At 43.6% G+C, this 17,432-nt stretch carries 18 protein-coding genes; 6 read left to right on the top strand and 12 right to left on the bottom strand.

Features of this window, described 5'->3' with window-relative positions:
- Window position 1: 1 nt before the first annotated feature.
- A complete protein-coding gene (locus ACVC7T_RS01315; protein WP_447262337.1) occupies window positions 2–1,828 on the bottom strand; it encodes a DNA methyltransferase in 1,827 nt (608 codons plus the stop codon).
- 107 nt (window positions 1,829–1,935) lie between these two features.
- Here ACVC7T_RS01315 and ACVC7T_RS01310 point away from each other — a divergent pair, with 107 nt between their 5' ends.
- The gene (locus tag ACVC7T_RS01310) at window positions 1,936–2,967 is read left to right on the top strand and encodes a DUF4368 domain-containing protein (RefSeq protein WP_447262382.1); all 1,032 of its coding nucleotides are present in this window, start codon (window positions 1,936–1,938) and stop codon (window positions 2,965–2,967) included.
- Window positions 2,968–3,088: 121 nt separating this feature from the next.
- Here the strand turns inward: ACVC7T_RS01310 and ACVC7T_RS01305 are convergent, their stop codons facing one another.
- From ACVC7T_RS01305 to ACVC7T_RS01255, 11 genes are all read right to left on the bottom strand, one after another.
- Window positions 3,089–3,505, bottom strand: a complete 417-nt coding sequence (locus ACVC7T_RS01305; RefSeq protein WP_105111680.1) for a F0F1 ATP synthase subunit epsilon — start codon at window positions 3,503–3,505, stop codon at window positions 3,089–3,091.
- Between the two features lie 9 nt (window positions 3,506–3,514).
- The gene (gene atpD / locus ACVC7T_RS01300; RefSeq protein WP_105111679.1) at window positions 3,515–4,921 is read right to left on the bottom strand and encodes a F0F1 ATP synthase subunit beta; all 1,407 of its coding nucleotides are present in this window, start codon (window positions 4,919–4,921) and stop codon (window positions 3,515–3,517) included.
- 99 nt (window positions 4,922–5,020) lie between these two features.
- On the bottom strand, window positions 5,021–5,896 hold the full coding sequence (locus ACVC7T_RS01295; RefSeq protein ID WP_105111678.1) for a F0F1 ATP synthase subunit gamma: 876 nt from the start codon (window positions 5,894–5,896) through the stop codon (window positions 5,021–5,023).
- 11 nt (window positions 5,897–5,907) lie between these two features.
- Window positions 5,908–7,413: a F0F1 ATP synthase subunit alpha gene (gene atpA, locus ACVC7T_RS01290; RefSeq protein WP_447262336.1), complete on the bottom strand. Its 1,506-nt coding sequence runs from the start codon at window positions 7,411–7,413 to the stop codon at window positions 5,908–5,910.
- Between the two features lie 21 nt (window positions 7,414–7,434).
- The gene (locus ACVC7T_RS01285) at window positions 7,435–7,968 is read right to left on the bottom strand and encodes a F0F1 ATP synthase subunit delta (protein WP_105160071.1); all 534 of its coding nucleotides are present in this window, start codon (window positions 7,966–7,968) and stop codon (window positions 7,435–7,437) included.
- Window positions 7,969–8,475, bottom strand: coding sequence for a F0F1 ATP synthase subunit B (gene atpF, locus ACVC7T_RS01280; protein WP_105111675.1), 507 nt, complete (start codon window positions 8,473–8,475; stop codon window positions 7,969–7,971).
- 18 nt (window positions 8,476–8,493) lie between these two features.
- Window positions 8,494–9,210, bottom strand: coding sequence for a F0F1 ATP synthase subunit A (atpB, locus tag ACVC7T_RS01275; protein ID WP_105160070.1), 717 nt, complete (start codon window positions 9,208–9,210; stop codon window positions 8,494–8,496).
- Window positions 9,211–9,246: 36 nt separating this feature from the next.
- Complete coding sequence (locus ACVC7T_RS01270; RefSeq protein WP_105109681.1) at window positions 9,247–9,447, bottom strand: F0F1 ATP synthase subunit C; 201 nt, start codon at window positions 9,445–9,447, stop codon at window positions 9,247–9,249.
- A 137-nt stretch (window positions 9,448–9,584) separates the two neighbouring features.
- Window positions 9,585–10,628 carry a diacylglycerol kinase family lipid kinase gene (locus tag ACVC7T_RS01265; RefSeq protein WP_447262335.1) on the bottom strand — a complete coding sequence of 348 codons (1,044 nt, stop codon included), beginning with the start codon at window positions 10,626–10,628 and terminating at the stop codon, window positions 9,585–9,587.
- 7 nt (window positions 10,629–10,635) lie between these two features.
- Window positions 10,636–12,594, bottom strand: coding sequence for an NAD-dependent DNA ligase LigA (gene ligA, locus ACVC7T_RS01260; RefSeq protein WP_447262334.1), 1,959 nt, complete (start codon window positions 12,592–12,594; stop codon window positions 10,636–10,638).
- Between the two features lie 73 nt (window positions 12,595–12,667).
- Complete coding sequence (locus ACVC7T_RS01255) at window positions 12,668–13,522, bottom strand: aldo/keto reductase (protein WP_105160069.1); 855 nt, start codon at window positions 13,520–13,522, stop codon at window positions 12,668–12,670.
- Between the two features lie 112 nt (window positions 13,523–13,634).
- Between ACVC7T_RS01255 and ACVC7T_RS01250 the strand changes: the two genes are divergently transcribed.
- From ACVC7T_RS01250 to ACVC7T_RS01230, 5 genes are all read left to right on the top strand, one after another.
- Window positions 13,635–14,480: a LysR family transcriptional regulator gene (locus ACVC7T_RS01250; protein WP_105160068.1), complete on the top strand. Its 846-nt coding sequence runs from the start codon at window positions 13,635–13,637 to the stop codon at window positions 14,478–14,480.
- A 192-nt stretch (window positions 14,481–14,672) separates the two neighbouring features.
- Window positions 14,673–14,807, top strand: a complete 135-nt coding sequence (locus ACVC7T_RS01245) for an SPJ_0845 family protein (protein WP_269089458.1) — start codon at window positions 14,673–14,675, stop codon at window positions 14,805–14,807.
- A 57-nt stretch (window positions 14,808–14,864) separates the two neighbouring features.
- Entirely contained in the window at window positions 14,865–16,349 is a 1,485-nt protein-coding gene (zwf, locus tag ACVC7T_RS01240; protein ID WP_105160067.1) for a glucose-6-phosphate dehydrogenase, read from the top strand.
- A 42-nt stretch (window positions 16,350–16,391) separates the two neighbouring features.
- Entirely contained in the window at window positions 16,392–17,069 is a 678-nt protein-coding gene (locus tag ACVC7T_RS01235; RefSeq protein WP_105160066.1) for a DNA alkylation repair protein, read from the top strand.
- A gap of 1 nt (window position 17,070) precedes the next feature.
- Window positions 17,071–17,367 (top strand): GNAT family N-acetyltransferase, encoded by a 297-nt coding sequence (locus ACVC7T_RS01230; RefSeq protein WP_447262333.1) that lies wholly within the window; start codon window positions 17,071–17,073, stop codon window positions 17,365–17,367.
- Window positions 17,368–17,432: the final 65 nt, after the last annotated feature.

Here is a 17,432-nt window from a genome sequence, read left to right as displayed (position 1 = left end):
CTTACTCCTCCCCGTAAAATGCTCGGTTGAGAGCTTTTTCTTGCGGAGAAATACCATAAGTCTGGTCTTCCATGTCGCTAAAATTCACGTAGAGATTGTTATTATCTACAATTTCCGCCAAAACTTGCTTTTGTTCTGCCAAACTCAGTTCTTTGAACTCAGATTCTTTCAATTTTTTAGGGTCAACACGGTAAGACAGGAAGGACGACGTTTTCGCCTTATTGAATAATTCCAGTAGCTCCTCGGTTGTGGTTGCCTTCAAAATCGCCTCCTTGAAATCCTGTGCGTCATTTTTCAATTCTGCATAAACGAAGGAACCGCCACCAGTCCAATTGACGTCTTTGGAAATACCGCCCTGCTCGCCATCAATCACCTTTTTCAAACGCTCCACAGAAACCGTCTCGATATAGTTCATTTGTTCAATACCGATATACTGACGGTTCATCTTGTGAGCGACGGCTGCAGTAGTCCCCGAGCCGAGGTGGTAGTCGAGGACGATGTCCCCCTCTTTTGTCACCATTTCAAATATTCTTTTCAAAAGAGCTTCTGGTTTTTGACCAGCACCAAAATCAGAACGCTCAGATGACATTGGATTTATAACGAAAATATCTGTCCATAGTGAATTAATAGGCTGCCCTTTGTATTCATCGAGAAATATTTTTCTATTTATATTTTTGTCTTTCGAATCAGGAAATGCTAATCTACCTTCTTTATCCCATTTTTCCATAACCTCTTTTGAAATTGAATAACCTTTTTTAGGCGTCTTATATCCCTTATAATCATAAATCAAATTCTCTCGATAATTAGGGCTTTGAATAGGAGATTTCATAAATTTACGCCCAAATTCATCTGTAAATGTAAATCTTTCTTTTATATACTTCTGAGTGTTATCGTCATTCAGAGAATAGACAGGAGTGTAGTCCATTTCTCGATAATCTTTGACATACCACAATATCCATTCAACGACATTATTAAGTTGGTTTGATGGATTGGCACTTCCCCCTCTACGTTTCCATGTTATTGTATTTCTGAAATTTTCAGCACCAAAAATCTCATCCATTAAAACTTTTAAGTAAGCTTGTTCGAAAGAATCTATTTGAATAAAAATCGAACCGTCTACCGACAACAATTCTCTCGCAACCTGCAATCGATTTTTCATAAAAGTCAACCAGGTTGAATGGTTAAAACTGTCATTATAACCAAAACTATCATTTCCTGTATTATACGGTGGGTCAATATAAATCAACTTAACCTTTCCTGCAAAACGCTTTTTCAGGCTATGCAGAGCAATGAGATTATTGCCCTTGATGATGAGGTTGTCGGTGTCGTTGAGCTCCGTCACTTCATGCTCACCATCAGCGTCAAATCGTTTGAAGTTGGTTAAGACTTTATCATCTAACAGGCGATTAATTTCCGTCGGCGCCAGCGTTTCATTAAAGAAAATCTCTTGACGCTTGGCCTCCTCCTTGGTCTGACCTCCTTCTAATACACAGTCCTTATAAGGGAAATTGAGGACGACTTCATTATTTTCAGACAGGTATTTGTTGTCACTAGTCGCTAAGCCAATCTTGGTCTTGTAGGCGGTAAAGCTATCAGGCAAGAACTCCTTGTTGTTTAGAAATTGTAGGAAAACATCCTTTTTGAAAACCAAAACGCCTTCTTCAAGCGTGCTGAAGAAATGACTTGAAATAGTCGGGGCGCTCATCAAAAGATTCAGGAGCGTCGGGTCGTACCGCCTTGCTAGTTCTGCCAGTTTATTCTTGTTTAGCGCGCCTTCTACTAAAAATTCTTCCTTCTGCGATAGCAGTCGCTCCAGTTCTTGCTTCATAACCTTGGTCTTCCTCTCAACTTTTTTCATCGAAGGAGCTGATAGGATTCCTTAGTTATATTCATAACTAAGGAAGAGAGCTCTCTTCGGATTTATGTTTTAACTATATTATAGCATATTGGAAGCGATTTTTTGAGGAGTATCTTTCGGGAAAACCTATCGCTTCGATTGCGAATGGACTTCGCAAAGATAAAATTCTCACTCCAGCTAATTATAAGAAGAAGTTGGGCGTTTCGAATTATCGAGTTTTAGAAAGCGACCCTTATCACTGGAAGAGCCAGATGATTTGCCAGATGCTCGAAAAAGAAGAATATACAGGGGCGACTATTAACCTCAAGACTTCGAAGATTTCTTACAAGCACCGTGGGCATCGCTTGCGACCTCGAGAAGATTGGCTGATTTTCCCTGATACGCACGAAGCGATTATTTCGAAGGAAGATTTTGCCTTGGCTCGAAAAATGCTTGGACACAAGCGAGTTGTGCGACGAGATCAATGGAAGGACAAACCTGGACACGAGAACATTTTCGCAGGATTGGTTTTCTGCGAGAATGGACATAAATTGACATTTTGCCCACAACAAAAGAAGGATACCAACCTTGACCATTACAAATGTTCGCACTATCTTCGAAAAGAGGTTTTGAAGGAGCTAATCCTCGGCGACCTTAACCAGATGATTTCGACGCTTGAGTTAAGCGAAGAAAGTCTGCTCGAAAAACTGAAGGCTAAGTTCGATATTCAGGAAAGCAAGAAGCAGACCAGCCTTAAAAAGACACTTCTCAAAGCCGAAAAGCGGGCTGAGGAATTGGATACCATCATCCAAAAGCTTTATGAAAAGCAACTTCTTGGCGATATTAGCGATGAACGGTTCAAGAAACTTTGTGACAGCTATGAAGCTGAGCAAGCACAATTAACTCAGCAAATCCACGAAAGTCGAGAGGTGCTGGATGGCGAGATTGAGTCGGCTGGTAATATCGAAAGGTTCTTGCGGACCATTCGAAACTATACCAAGCTCGAAAAACTCACACCTCAAATCGTGAACGAACTCATCGACAAAATTGTCGTCCACCAGCCAACAGGTCACGGAAAATCTCGACAAGTTCAGATTGAGCTACATTACCGCTTTATCGGGGAGATATAAAAGGAGCGAGCAAAAACAGCTCGCTCCACGAATTAATAGATTGGACTGCTCGGAGAGGTATGGATATTATACCACGAAAAAAGGAAAGAGACCGAACTTAAGTCCAGTCTCCTAGTTATTATTAGTGTTTCCCTACACGGATACGGTTGATAGCCCGTTGGAGGGCAACGGTCGCCCGTTTCTCCAAGTCAGCATTTTGGGTCGTCTGCGCTTCTTGCAATTCACGCTCGGCCCGCAATTTAGCCCGTTCAGCCCGACTAATATCAATGTCCCGCTCCCGCTCAGCAGAATCCGAAACGACCGTAATCTGGTTTTTATTTACCTCGATAATACCACCGTTGACAGCAATCCAGTCAACGTGGTTTTCATCGTCAATACGACGAACCTTGATTTCATCAATTTCCAGTACAGCAATCAGTTCTTCGTGGCCAGGGTAGATACCCATTTCTCCTTCAGGAGTTTTAACCAGAATAAAAGCAGCATGGTGGTCATACTTGATACCATCAGGTGTCACGATTTGAACAGTCATTTGTTCCATAAGCCACCTCTAAAATCTCATTTTAGCAGCCTTGGCAACGACATCTTCAATGGAACCAACATTTCGGAAGGCATCTTCTGGCAAATGGTCATGTTTACCATCCAAGATTTCCTTGAAGCCCTTGACAGTCTCCTCAACCGGTACATAAGAACCTGGCATGCCAGTAAACTGCTCGGCAACGTTGAAGTTTTGTGATAGGAAGAATTGGATACGACGAGCGCGACCAACCAAGGTCTTCTCCTCATCTGACAATTCATCCATACCGAGAATGGCAATGATATCTTGCAATTCCTGGTAGCGTTGTAGGACACGTTTGACTTCCATTGCTACCTGATAGTGCTCTTCTCCTACAACTTCAGGAGCCAGGGCACGAGATGACGATGCCAACGGATCAACGGCTGGATAGATACCCAATTGGGTCAATTTACGCTCCAAGTTAGTTGTCGAATCCAAGTGGGCAAAGGCTGTTGCTGGAGCCGGATCCGTATAGTCATCAGCTGGTACGTAAATCGCCTGGATAGAAGTAACCGAACCTTTCTTCGTTGACGTAATCCGTTCCTGCAATTGACCCATTTCTGTCGCCAAAGTTGGTTGGTAACCAACGGCAGACGGCATCCGACCGAGAAGGGCCGAAACTTCTGAACCTGCCTGCGTGAAACGGAAAATGTTGTCGATGAACAAGAGAACATCCTGACCTTCAACATCACGGAAGTATTCCGCAATAGTCAAACCAGTCAGAGCGACACGCATCCGTGCACCAGGTGGCTCATTCATCTGACCAAAGACCATGGCTGTTTTTTCAATAACGCCAGACTCTTTCATTTCCCAGTAAAGGTCATTTCCCTCACGGGTCCGTTCGCCAACTCCGGTAAATACAGAGATACCACCGTGTTCCTGGGCGATGTTGTGAATCAATTCTTGGATAAGAACTGTCTTACCAACCCCGGCACCACCGAAGAGACCGACCTTACCACCTTTCAAATAAGGGGCCAAGAGGTCAATAACCTTGATACCTGTCTCCAAGATTTCATTGGATGTAGACAATTCATCAAAGGTTGGTGCCTTCTTATGAATCGGTTCACGTTCTGCATCTTCTGCAAAAGGCTCATCCAAATCAATGGTATCACCAAGAACGTTGAAAACACGACCCAAGGTTTCCTTACCAACTGGCACAGAAATGGGACGCCCGGTGTCCAAGACTTCCATACCACGAGTCAAACCATCTGTCGACTCCATAGCGATAGTCCGAACAACACCATCGCCCAACTCCAAAGCAACTTCAAGCACAACTTTCTGTTTGGAGTCATCATTTTTATATACAACCAGTGCGTTGTTAATCTCAGGGAGTTTGTCCTCAGCTGCAAACGCAACGTCTACAACGGGTCCGACAACCTGAGTAATTTTGCCTGAACTCATCTTATTTCCTCTATTTCTATTCTTTACCCAAATCAATCAAACACAAACTAGATTCCTATCTAGTCGTCTACTGAAATTTGATTTGTCCGAGTAAAACTACTAAAGGGCTGATGCGCCTGCTACAATCTCTGTAATTTCTTGCGTGATTGCAGCCTGACGAGCCCTGTTGTATTGAATGGTCAAATCATTGATGACATTTTTTGCATTGTCTGTCGCAGTTTGCATAGCTGTCATCCCAGCCGCATTCTCAGCCGTCTTAGCATCCAAAATAGCACCATAAATGGTTGATTCTGCATACTGGGTCAAGAGCTGTTCCAAAATCACTTCACGATTTGGCTCTAACTCAAAGGTAGCTGTGTAACCATCTGTTTCATGATAGTCCAAATCTTCTACTGGCAACATCTGCTGCACACGAACCTGACTGGTCAAGCTATTGACATGGTGGTTGTAACAAACATACAATTCATCAAACAGTTCATTTTTGTACATTTCAACAGACTTGGAAATGATTTTTTGAACTTCTTCAAAACTAGGATTATCAGCAATTCCCCGCAATTCAAAGACAGGATTGATGCCACGCGCACGGAAAAAATCCGCACCCATACTGCCGATAGCAATAATGGCATACTCATCCGGTGAGTCATGATCTTGATCAATCATGCCCATAACAGCCTTCAGGATACTAGAATTATAAGATCCTTTGAGGCCACTATCGGATGTAATGACGATATAGCCTGATTTTTGAATCGGACGGCGGAGCAACATAGGGTGGCTAGTATCAGATGCAACCAATTCACCATGCAACAAGTCCGTTGTAATCTGACGAACCTTGCTAGCGTAAATCTGGAAGGATTGGGCTAGTTGCTCTGACTTAGCTAATTTTGAGGCCGAAACCATCTGCATGGCACCTGTGATTTGACTGGTTTTCTTAGTTGATGTAATTTTTGACTTGATTTCATTGAGAGAACCTGCCATATTTCACTCCTTTACTTAAAGACAGACTGGTCTATGAAGGCTTGAATGGCCGCATTCAACTCATCTGTATCTGGAAGATCCTTTGTTGACCGAATAACTTCCAAGAGGTTATCGTAATGCAAATCAAAATAAGCATACAATTCTTCTTCAAAGGTCAAAATATCATCAATCGGCACTGAATCCAAATAACCATTAGTCAAGGCGTACAAAATCAAGACTTGTTTTTCAACAGGTAATGGTTTGTGCAATGGTTGTTTGAGAACCTCGACTGTACGACGACCACGGTTGAGTTTAGCCTGCGTAGCCGCATCCAAATCCGAACCAAATTGCGTAAAGGCCTCCAATTCACGGTAAGATGCAAGGTCGATACGGAGAGTACCAGCCACCTTCTTCATCGCCTTGATTTGAGCCGAACCGCCGACACGCGATACAGAAGAACCTGCATCAATGGCCGGACGAATACCTGAGTTGAACAAGTCATCTTTGAGGAAAATTTGTCCATCGGTAATAGAAATCACGTTGGTTGCGATATAGGCTGAAATGTCTCCTGCCTGTGTCTCGATAAATGGCAGAGCTGTAATCGATCCTCCACCCAACTCATCAGATACCTTAGCCGAGCGCTCTAGTAAGCGACTGTGCAAGTAGAATACATCCCCTGGATAGGCCTCACGACCTGGAGGACGACGGAGCAAGAGAGACAATTCACGGTAAGCTACCGCTTGTTTTGACAAATCATCATAGACAATCAAAACGTGCTTGCCTTCGTACATAAATTCTTCCGCCATAGCAACACCTGCATAAGGGGCCAAGAACAAGAGCGGAGAAGGTTGCGATGCAGAGGCTGTTACAACAATTGTGTAGTCCAAAGCACCGTACTGACGAAGGGTTTCTACCTGTGTACGAACCGTTGATTCCTTCTGACCAATGGCCACGTAGATACAAATCATATCTTGGCCTTTTTGGTTGAGAATGGCGTCAATGGCTACAGACGTTTTACCCGTCTGGCGGTCACCGATAATCAACTCCCGCTGGCCACGACCGATTGGTACCAAGGCATCAATGGCTTTCAAACCTGTTTGCAAAGGCTCTGTAACAGATTTACGTTGCATAACACCGGGAGCTGGGTATTCAACTGGACGTGTCTTTGTTGTACGGATTTCTCCTAAGCCATCAACTGGTTGACCGAGCGGATTGATAACCCGACCAATCAAGCCTGAACCAACCGGTACTTCCATGATTTTACCAGTCCGACGGACCACTGAGCCTTCACGGATGTCTGTAAAATCTCCGAGAATGATGATACCAACGTCATTGGTCTCCAAGTTTTGAGCCATACCAATAGTATCGTTTTCAAAAATCAGAAGCTCGCCACTCATGGCATTATCTAGACCCTGAGCACGAGCAATTCCGTCACCGATATAGGTCACTACACCTGTCTCAGTATAGTCAAAATCAGGCTGAAAGCCCTCTATTTGTTGTTTTAGTAAAGCGCTAATTTCTTGTGCATTAATCACCAAAAGAACACCACTTTCTATTTTCTAAAGTTTTTTCTTAACGTCATTCAACTGACTGCGTACACTGGCATCAATGACCTTGTGGTTGACCGTCACAATAAAGCCCCCCATCAAAGTATTATTAAGCTCTTCAACAATACTACGAACACGAAGAGAAAAACGTGTTTCTACCAGTCGACGAAGACGCTCTTTTTGTTCTTCTGTCAGCGGATAAACTGAAACCACATGGGCCTCAAATTCATTTTTAAACTTACTAATTTGTAGCTGAGCACGTTCCAGCGTTTCCAGGAGCAAATCAGCATGCCCATCTCGAATCACATCTTCGATAAGGTCATTGATTTGCCAAAAACTGGACTGACGCACAGTCCGAACGAATTCAGCCTTCTCTTCTTTAGAAACAGTCGCTGACAACAAGAGACGATTGAGCTTACTATCATGAATAATGGAAATCAAGGCTGAAATTTGGTCATACATTTCCCAAATCTCTTCATGATCACTAACTTTTTCAGCAAATGATAGAGCATACTTTTGCACCAGGGCATTTTCTCTAGCGTTCATCTACTTGTCTCCTAGTTTATCCAAATAACGATCAATCAATTGACTATGGGCCTGCTGGTCCAAATCTTCCAAGATAATCTTTCCAGCCAAATCAACTGCCAACTCCGCTACCTGTACATGCAGGTTTTCTTGAGCTTCGCGTCTTTCTGCCTCGATTTCAAGCTGAGCCTTTTGTTTCAAACCTTGAATTTCAACATCAGCTTGTTCCAACAAGCGCTTCTTCTCTAATTTTGCACGTTCAACAGCATCTTGAATGATTTTTTGACCTTCGATACGGCCTTGAACCAACTCATCTTCTCTCTGTTGTACAAGCTTAGAAGCCTGCGTTAATTTTTCTTCCGCACTATCAATATCATTGGCAATCTTAGTAGCACGTTCTTCAAAAATTCCAGTAATCTTGTCCCACGCAAATAGGCGAATTAAGACGAGTAGGACAGCAAAAGATGCTGTTACCAGAATAAAGTTCCCCAAAACTGTACTTGATTGCATTGCAATAAGTGTTACCATCTTTTCATATTCCCTTTCTTACTCTGCCTCACCACTAATTTTCTTGTTCAAATACATAGACACCAGCATGACAAATACATAGGATTGCAAGCAGGAGATGAACACAGAAAAAGCTGTCCAAATGACGTTTAAGCCAAATGCGATAGGATAAACGAAGGCGCCTTTTTGAGATAATTGCAAGAGGAGAGAAACCAGTACTTCCCCCGCATAGATATTCCCATATAAACGGAGTGCAAGAGAAGCCAGATTGGTCACTTCTTCCAAAATATTCATTGGAGTCATAGCCCATGGCGTTACAAATGCTTTCAAATACTCCTTAAATCCGCGACGACGAATACCTTCGACATGACAAAATACCGTTGCAATGGTAGCAAGACCGAAGTCGTAGGCCATATTGGCTGTTGGAGAGGTCCATAGATTGTGTCCTTGAGCGGTTTCAATCTTTGTCATCAAACCAAGGTTATTGGCAACCAAAAGAAATGTGAAGGCTGTAAAGAAGAAAAGTGCATAGCGTTTTGCATTTTCATCACCCAAATTTCCCTTAGTAAAATTGATAACTAGTTCATACACGTACTCCAAAACATTCTGTTTTCCTTTTGGCTTCAGTTCCATTCGACGACTGGCCCAAAAAACAAGTAAGAAAATAACGGAAATGGTTATAATAGAAACCAATACCATGGTCAGGTCAAAGGTTATGGGACCAAGGGTAAGGGTTGGACTTAAATGTTCTTCCAATGGAGGTTCCCCCCTTTTCTATTTCTCTATTTTCTACTATTTCAAGACAAACATCATAGCCAAGGTTACGAAGAACGTTCCCTCGATAAAGGCAACACCCAAGAATACACCAGCCATTAACTTGCTTTGCATTTCTGGTTGACGTGCAGTCGAACTAAGGTAAGAAGCTACCAACAGTCCCTCACCAATACTTACACCAAGACAGGCTAAACCTAAAGCCAATGCGCCTAAATTCATAACGAATTCTCCTTTTAAAATTTTAATACCATGTAAGGATACTCCTAAAACATCTATTTGTCAAGAAAATACCGTCATTGGAAGCGTTTAATTCGCTTTAATTAATCAAAAAGAAAAGACACTTTTGTCCTTTCTTCCTATTTAATTGACACTTCAAAATGATTTGTTTCCTCAATAAATCGCTGTGCCATTTTTTCACGATTGATTTGTTCAGAATCCAGGGTAATAGCATGGTCTGAAACCAAGTCCGTATCCGCAAAGAATTCGATATGATTGGCCAGATTGTATAAATGGACCGGAGCATCTCCACCAAACTCTCCATCTAGGTTGAGCAAGAGGCGACTGGAATTGTCCAAGTGCTTGATAGATAAGCTCCTGGTCTTGATATACTCGACCAAATTGCTATCTACATGCTTGCCACCGTCCAAGACCTGACGAATCAGATGTAGAATTTCAAAGAGATTGCCTGTTTTCACCATGAGTAGGGTAAAATTGCCGTCATCTAGCTTGGCATCCGGTACAATTTGCTCAAAGCCTCCGATAGAATTGGTCAGGGCCACAAAAATCATGGAGACAGACCCTTCAAAAATCCCCTTGTCATGTTGGACACGAACCGGTGTAAACTGGACCTGCGGCAATAACTCTGCCCCTTTGACCACATAGGCCAGGTAACCAAACATGGTCTTGAGCTGGCTAGGCACACTGTAAGTCAATTCAGTCAAGGTGCCCAGGGCAGCAATATTGATAAAGTAATGCTCCTGGGAATAGCCGTTCTTCACGTTCTTAGCCAGACCAATATCCATTAAAATGGTCTGATTTTTTCCAATCAACTTGGCTGCCTCAACTGGATTCCCCCGTGGAACCTTTAGGGCACGGGCATAGTCATTGGTCGTTCCCGTTGGAATAATCGCCATACGAGGTCGTTTTTCAAGCGGAGCAATGCCATTGACTACTTCGTTAATAGTGCCGTCACCACCAGCAGCAATGACCAAGTCAAATCCAGCCAGGGCTGCCCGTCTAGCCTCGTTTTTAGCTGAATCTTTTTCTGGAGTAGTCTGAAAGGCAGAGGTTTCATAACCAAATCCTTCCAAAACATTCAGCACTTCTGCTACATTTTTCTTCATGATTTCTTGTCCCGAGGTCGGGTTATAAATCAATCTTGCACGTTTTTGTTCTTCCATGATTTCCTTAGAGGCTCTCTAACCAGACCTCGTCTCTTATTTCAATTCCTAATTCTTGGGCCTTGGCCAACTTACTTCCAGCATCTGCGCCAGCGACGACTAGATTGGTTCTCTTGGAAACAGAGCCAGCTACATTAGCACCCAAAGCCTCCAGTTTGGCCTTTGCCTCACTGCGTTTCATCCGTTCCAACTTACCTGTCAAGACAACCGTCATGCCAGATAAAGCTGCATCCGTCGCTACTTGTTGACCTAAATAGGCTAGATTGACACCGGCTTCTTTCAGTTCGCTCAGCAATTTCTGTGCACCTTCGCTAGAGAAATAAGTTACCAGCGATTGGGCGATGACCTGTCCCAAACCTTCTAGGCCAGAAATAGTTTCTAAGTCAGCCTGCGCCAGATTTTCCAAATCAACCAAGGCCGTCAGCAAAATCTTACTAGCCTTGCTACCAACGTGGCGAATGCCCAAGCCGAACAGCAAGCGCTCCGCTGAATTGTCTTTCGATGCCTGAATAGCCTGATAGAGTTTTTCAGCTGATTTTTCCTTGAAACCTTCCAAGGTCAGCAAATCTTCAACTGTCAGCTTGTAGATATCTGCCACATCATGTACCAGACCAGACTGGTAGAGTTTTTCTACAATCGAAGTCCCCAAGCCGGCAATATTCATGGCATCTCGGCTGGCAAAATGCTCTAGCTTGCTCATGAGCTGGCTTGGGCAAAGGGGATTGATACAGCGTAGGGCCACCTCGTCCTCATAATGCTGCAGGTCACCTGAACAGCTTGGACAAGCAGTTGGTATTGGCATCGGTTCTTGGTGATTTCGGTATTTGTCCACGACTTTGAGGACTGCTGGAATGATGTCACCGGCCTTGTAGACGATAACCGTATCGCCGATTCTGATATCTTTTTCAGCAATATAGTCGACATTGTGGAGTGTGGCGCGGCTAACAGTGGTTCCTGCCAATTGAACTGGGCTGAGGTTGGCTGTCGGTGTTACCACACCAGTCCGACCGACTGTCCAGTCGACAGACAGGATTTCCGCCTCTTTTTCCTCTGCTGGGAACTTATAAGCCACCGCCCATCGGGGCGCTTTGACAGTGAAGCCCAATTCTTCCTGGACAGCTAGATCATTAACTTTGATAACGATACCGTCTATCTCATAGGGCAAACTGTCTCGCTGCTCTGCCATTTTTTCAATAAAAGCCCAAACAGCGTCCATATCAGCCGCCAACTGATAGTCGTGGTTGGTCACAAAGCCAAGTCTGTCCAGCTTGTCAAGGACCTCCGACTGGCTGGTCGCCTCTGTCGGACTGGCCTCCTGGTAGAGGAAGGTCGCGAGTCCACGCTGGGCAACGACACCTGTATCCAGCTGGCGGAGAGTTCCTGCAGCAGCATTACGAGGATTGGCAAACTCAGCCTCACCAGCCTCTTGCCTCTGGGCATTGACCCGTTCAAAGGAAGTCTTAGGCATGTAGCACTCGCCCCGAACAGTCATGTCGATAGGCTCTGGCAGGGTCAGCGGAATATCCGCCACACGCTTGAGGTTTTCCGTGATATTTTCACCGACACTGCCGTCTCCACGGGTAGCACCGACCACCAGCTGGCCAGCCTCGTAGGTCAGGGAAATGGATAGACCATCAATTTTCAACTCACAAATATAGCTGGCACCTGGAAATTCCTTGCGGACACGCTGGTCAAAGGCGTCCAACTCCTCACGAGAAAAGGCATCCTGCAAGCTAAAAAGGGGATAAACGTGGCTGTATTTTTCAAAACCGTCCAGGATTTTTCCGCCGACACGGTGGGTCGGACTGTCTGGCAAGACCAGTTCTGGGCGGGAACTTTCTAATTCCACCAATTCACGATAAAGCTTGTCATATTCAGCATCGGACACGCTTGGTTTATCAAGTTGATAATATTCTTTGGCATACTGATTGAGTAGACCCACTAATTCTGTCATTCTTGTCTTCATAAGACCTATTATACCATGAACTAGGATTTACATTGTAGAAAAAAGGCCGATTTAAACCGACCTCAAGTACTATTTATATCCCTCTGCTTTCGACAAAGTCTTTGAACAATTTTACCGCCTCAACAGTTCTGTGATCCATAAATAAACTTGTATCAGTGTCCATTTCCTGAATGGATGCTATGTCGTCTTCTGTCAAGGCAAAATCGAAAATGGCGAAGTTTTCTGCCATGCGTTCTTTTTTGACAGACTTGCAGTTTGAAGCAATTCCTCTTTGAAATAGCCATCGAAGAATGACCTGAGCAACTGATTTTTGATATTTTTGACCAATTTCGACCAGGGGTGGATGCGTAAAAATCTGGTCACGTCCTTCCCTAAATGGTCCCCAAGATTCTGCTAGCACATTTTCCGCATTCATATTCTGAACAGCGTCTTCTTGGATAAAGAAGGGATTGATTTCAATCTGGTTGACCTGCGGCACTTGGTCAGAAAAGGCTACTAGGTCAGACAGGCGGTCTGGGTAGAAATTTGAGACGCCGACAGCTCTGATTTTCCCAGTTTTTTGCAAATCAACTAAGGCTCTATAAGCTCCATAATAATCGCCAAAAGGCTGGTGTAAAAGGACCAGGTCTAGGTAGTCTGTCTGTAACTTCTTCATGCTGATTTCGATAGAAGCCTGCGTTTTTTCATAGCCGTAGTTTGATAACCAGACTTTTGTTGTTAGGAAAAATTCTTCCCGTGGTAGACCTGATTCCTTCAAGGCCTGACCTAATTCTTCTTCATTCTGGTAACTTTGGGCGGTATCAAACTTGCGGTAACCGACTTCAATGGCATCCAGAACAGCCTGTACTGTTTCTTCTTTCGGAATTTGAAAGACGCCAAAGCCGATTGCCGGCATTTTTACACCATTATTTAAAGTAAAATATTCCATATTTTTCCTCCATTCAGTTGTGTTTACTATTCTACTTTACATCTTTTGAATTTTTTTGTACACTAGTTATTTAGAAATATAGATTTCATAATATGAAAACTAGAGGTGGACCATGCTAGACTTGACTGAATTGGAACAGCTGATTGCTTTTGAAAAATACGGGACCTTGGCTAAGGTTTCTGAGGAATTTCATCTCTCTTCGCCTACTCTAAGTCGTTCTATGCAACATATCGAAGAATGTTTCGGTGTGCCTTTGTTTGTCCGAAACGCTAATAAGATTGCACTTAATGAAACGGGCAAGAAGGCTGTCGAGTTATCAAAAATCTTCTTACAGCAAGCTTCTAATCTGATTGCGGATGTCAGGGATTTTGACCAGGGTTTGCAGAGCATAACCATTTTTTCTTGTGCTCCTGCTCCCCTGTGGCAACTAAGTCCTCTGGTGGCTTCTGTCATGCCTCAGATGATACCGACTAGTAAAATCATGGACAATCAGGCTATTTTACAGACTTTCCAGGAGGAGAAATGTGATATCGCCATTTTACCCTTTGACCAGTCCCTCTCTGACTTGCCTACTCTACCGTTTTCCAGAGAGGAGCTAGCCATAGCTGTACCAAAAGGCCATGAACTAGCCAAGCGGTCAGCTGTAACTTTCGTGGAGATAAACGGCTACAATTTCCTGCTCAAGACCAATCTGGGCTTTTGGAGACAACTTTGCTATGACAAGATGCCCCAGTCGAAATTTTTCGTCCAGGAAAATGACTTTGCCTTTCAGGAGCTGGTCGCCAATTCTTCCCTACCCCACTTCACGACCAACCTAGTGAAGACCGATAAGGAACGGGTGGTCATTCCTCTTACTGACGACGAGGCAAGCGTCACCTACCACATTTATTGCCGAAATCCAGACCTTTACCAGTTATTAAAGCAAGCTCTGAATCAGGATGACTATCCATTATTTTGATATTTTTTGGTAAAAAAAGTATAATGAGGACAAAGTCATTCAGTTTGCTTTTAGTATTTGCTTCAATAGTCCTGTGAGCTGAGCAAGGTTTGAAATAAGACTTGCGACAGCAAGTATTATTCGCAGAATACGGCAAGATGACTTAACGACGCAAAAGAAGATAAATGAGCGACAAAAAGATGGAGGTGCCGTATGGCTATAACATACAAACGACAAGATGATTTGGATAAGATGCTGGAAGAATTTGCATCCTTTAATCAGCTGGAAAAAGTCGAATTTCCAGAGCCAGAAATTGATTCCGAAGAAGAAAATAATAAGAAAAAGTGAATTTTCTGACAATTTATGCTATAATGTACTTTATACTGAACAGATTGGAAATTGTCTATGTCATCACACGTATTATTTACTATTTTTGGTGCAAGTGGCGACCTCGCCAAACGCAAACTCTATCCATCACTTTTCCGCCTCTACAAGGCTGGACACTTGGCTGAAAATTTCGCCATTATCGGAACTGCTCGCCGTCCTTGGACCAAGGAATATTTTGAATCGATTGTCATCGAATCCTTGGAAGATTTACCAGATACACCACGTCAAGCTCACGAATTTGCCAGCCATTTCTACTATCAAAGCCATGATGTCAACGATACGGAGCATTATGTTGCCCTGCGCAAATTGCAGGAAGATTTGGGTCAGCAATACGACACTCAGGATAACAAGATTTTTTTTCTATCTATGGCGCCAGAATTTTTCGGAACCATTGCTAAGCATCTTAAATCTGAGCAAATTGTCAACGGTAAAGGTTTTGAGCGCTTGATTATCGAAAAACCATTCGGTACCAGCCTTGAAACAGCAACCAAGCTCAATGAAGAACTGGCTAATGCCTTCGACGAAGACCAGATTTACCGCATCGACCACTATCTAGGCAAGGAAATGGTGCAAAATATCTTTGCCGTGCGCTTTGCCAATATTATTTTTGAGCATGTATGGAACCGCCGATATATTGACAATGTGCAGATTACTTTTGCAGAATCTATCGGCGTTGAAGACCGTGGGGGCTACTACGACCATTCTGGTGCCTTAAAAGACATGGTTCAAAACCATGTTCTTCAAGTTCTTTCCTTGCTAGCAATGGACAAGCCCGCTAGTTTTAAGGAACAAGACGTTCGTGCTGAGAAAATCAAGGTTTTCCAAAACTTGCGTCAGCAAACGGACGAAGAACTCAAACGCAACTTCATTCGCGGACAATATGCTGCGGGTAGCATCGACGGTAAGGACTACATTTCTTATCTCGACGAGCCAAATATTGCTGAAAACTCGCAAACTGAAACCTTTGCAGGCGGTGTGTTCTTTGTTGATACAGACCGTTTCCGCGACGTACCATTCTTCTTCCGCACAGGGAAACGCCTGACTGAAAAAGGTACCCGTGTGACCATTACCTTCAAGCATACGGAAGATATTTTCGGCGAGCCATCTGAGGCCAATGTATTGACCATCTACATCCAGCCGACCGAAGGATTTGCCTTGACCATCAATGGTAAGGAAGTTGGCTCAAGCTTTGCGCTTACACCTGCCAAACTCAATTTCCGCCACAATGCGACAGCGCTGGGCAATTCGCCAGAGGCCTACGAAAAACTCTTCTTTGATGTCTTGAATGGCGATTCGACCAACTTCAGCCACTGGAAAGAAGTCAAGGCCAGCTGGACTTTGATTGACCGTGTGGTCGAACTTTGGAAAACCAACCAAGTCCCCCTTCACACCTATCCTGCCGGTTCTATGGGACCTGATGCCGCTTTCGACTTGCTCGACAGCTACAGCAGAAAATGGGTCTGGACACCGGATGTTTGGTATCGTGAGCGTGGCTTGTTGTAAGATAAGAAAAACTGGAGCAATCCAGTTTTTTTAGGAGATGTTATGAACACAATTATTCAAGAAATTTTAGAAAAGTTAGAAGACGCTAGTCACGCTGGTACCCTCAAGCGCTATGCTAAAACTCAGGAAATCCAGCCCTACTACGGCGTTCCCATGGGTGCCATTTCTGGTATTGCCAAGGCTTATAAAAATCGATTGGACTTGTTTGCTCCACTCTGGAAAACAGGTGTCCTAGAAGCTCAATACCTAGCTATTCAACTGGCTAAGACTAAGCCTGACCAGCTTCCCCAAGCTGACCTAGAGAATTGCCTCAATGAACAAATTTCGGTCAATGTGCTTGATAAGCTGGCTTCCATCATTCTCAGCAAACGAAAAGACAGCAAGGATTGGGAAGAATACTTGCTTGCCAAAGACCATGCTATTTTTCAACGCCTAGGTTGGTTCCTCCGCGCCAAATACTTTGCCGGCAAATTAGCTTCAAATCAAGAAATCGAAGCAACCCTAAACTATATAAACAATCATCTACAAACCGCTCACACGCTTATCCAATGGACCATGAATCAATGTTTGGTAGAAATTGCAGTTGCCTATCCTGACTACCTTGAACAAGGCCTTGCAATCGGTAAGAAGTTGGCTGTTTATGCGGATATGAAGGTGCCAAAAGGCTGTACTTCTGCCTATGCACCTGATTGGATTGAGGCATTGTTGAGGAGGAAATGAGATGAAACATAAAGGAACTCAGATTTTAGAAACAGAACGTCTGATTTTACGCCCTTTTCAAGCAAGCGATGTTGAATCAGTATTCCAAAACTGGACTTCAGATGATAAGGTGACTACCTATCTGACCTGGCCAACTCATCAGACACTCCAAGATACTGAAGACTATGTCCAGTTTTGTCTTCAATCCTACTCGCAAAAAAATAGCTACAGGTGGGTGATCGAGCTCAAAGAAAGTAATACTCAGTTAAAATCAAAAATAGCGGAAGTCCAGTCTCTATGTACAATTGATTTTAGTTGATAAGCAGTTAAGGTTTGAATAACCTCTTCAAGTTTATCGATTACCTCATTTAACGTCCTAAATAC

Source organism: Streptococcus sp. P25B114 (assembly GCF_053010325.1).
This window is presented reverse-complemented; position numbering and strand designations above follow the sequence as displayed.

Coding starts and splice junctions, on each gene's coding strand:
- ACVC7T_RS01270 (WP_105109681.1), bottom strand. CDS start 9,447: ATGAATTTAGGCGCATTGGCTTTAGGTTTAGCCTGTCTTGGTGTAAGT.
- ACVC7T_RS01295 (WP_105111678.1), bottom strand. CDS start 5,896: ATGGCAGGTTCTCTCAATGAAATCAAGTCAAAAATTACATCAACTAAG.
- ACVC7T_RS01315 (WP_447262337.1), bottom strand. CDS start 1,828: ATGAAGCAAGAACTGGAGCGACTGCTATCGCAGAAGGAAGAATTTTTA.
- ACVC7T_RS01255 (WP_105160069.1), bottom strand. CDS start 13,522: ATGGAATATTTTACTTTAAATAATGGTGTAAAAATGCCGGCAATCGGC.
- atpF (WP_105111675.1), bottom strand. CDS start 8,475: ATGGTAACACTTATTGCAATGCAATCAAGTACAGTTTTGGGGAACTTT.
- ACVC7T_RS01235 (WP_105160066.1), top strand. CDS start 16,392: ATGAACACAATTATTCAAGAAATTTTAGAAAAGTTAGAAGACGCTAGT.
- ACVC7T_RS01230 (WP_447262333.1), top strand. CDS start 17,071: ATGAAACATAAAGGAACTCAGATTTTAGAAACAGAACGTCTGATTTTA.
- atpD (WP_105111679.1), bottom strand. CDS start 4,921: ATGAGTTCAGGCAAAATTACTCAGGTTGTCGGACCCGTTGTAGACGTT.
- ACVC7T_RS01305 (WP_105111680.1), bottom strand. CDS start 3,505: ATGGAACAAATGACTGTTCAAATCGTGACACCTGATGGTATCAAGTAT.
- ACVC7T_RS01245 (WP_269089458.1), top strand. CDS start 14,673: ATGGCTATAACATACAAACGACAAGATGATTTGGATAAGATGCTGGAA.
- ACVC7T_RS01250 (WP_105160068.1), top strand. CDS start 13,635: ATGCTAGACTTGACTGAATTGGAACAGCTGATTGCTTTTGAAAAATAC.
- ligA (WP_447262334.1), bottom strand. CDS start 12,594: ATGAAGACAAGAATGACAGAATTAGTGGGTCTACTCAATCAGTATGCC.
- ACVC7T_RS01265 (WP_447262335.1), bottom strand. CDS start 10,628: ATGGAAGAACAAAAACGTGCAAGATTGATTTATAACCCGACCTCGGGA.
- zwf (WP_105160067.1), top strand. CDS start 14,865: ATGTCATCACACGTATTATTTACTATTTTTGGTGCAAGTGGCGACCTC.
- ACVC7T_RS01285 (WP_105160071.1), bottom strand. CDS start 7,968: ATGAACGCTAGAGAAAATGCCCTGGTGCAAAAGTATGCTCTATCATTT.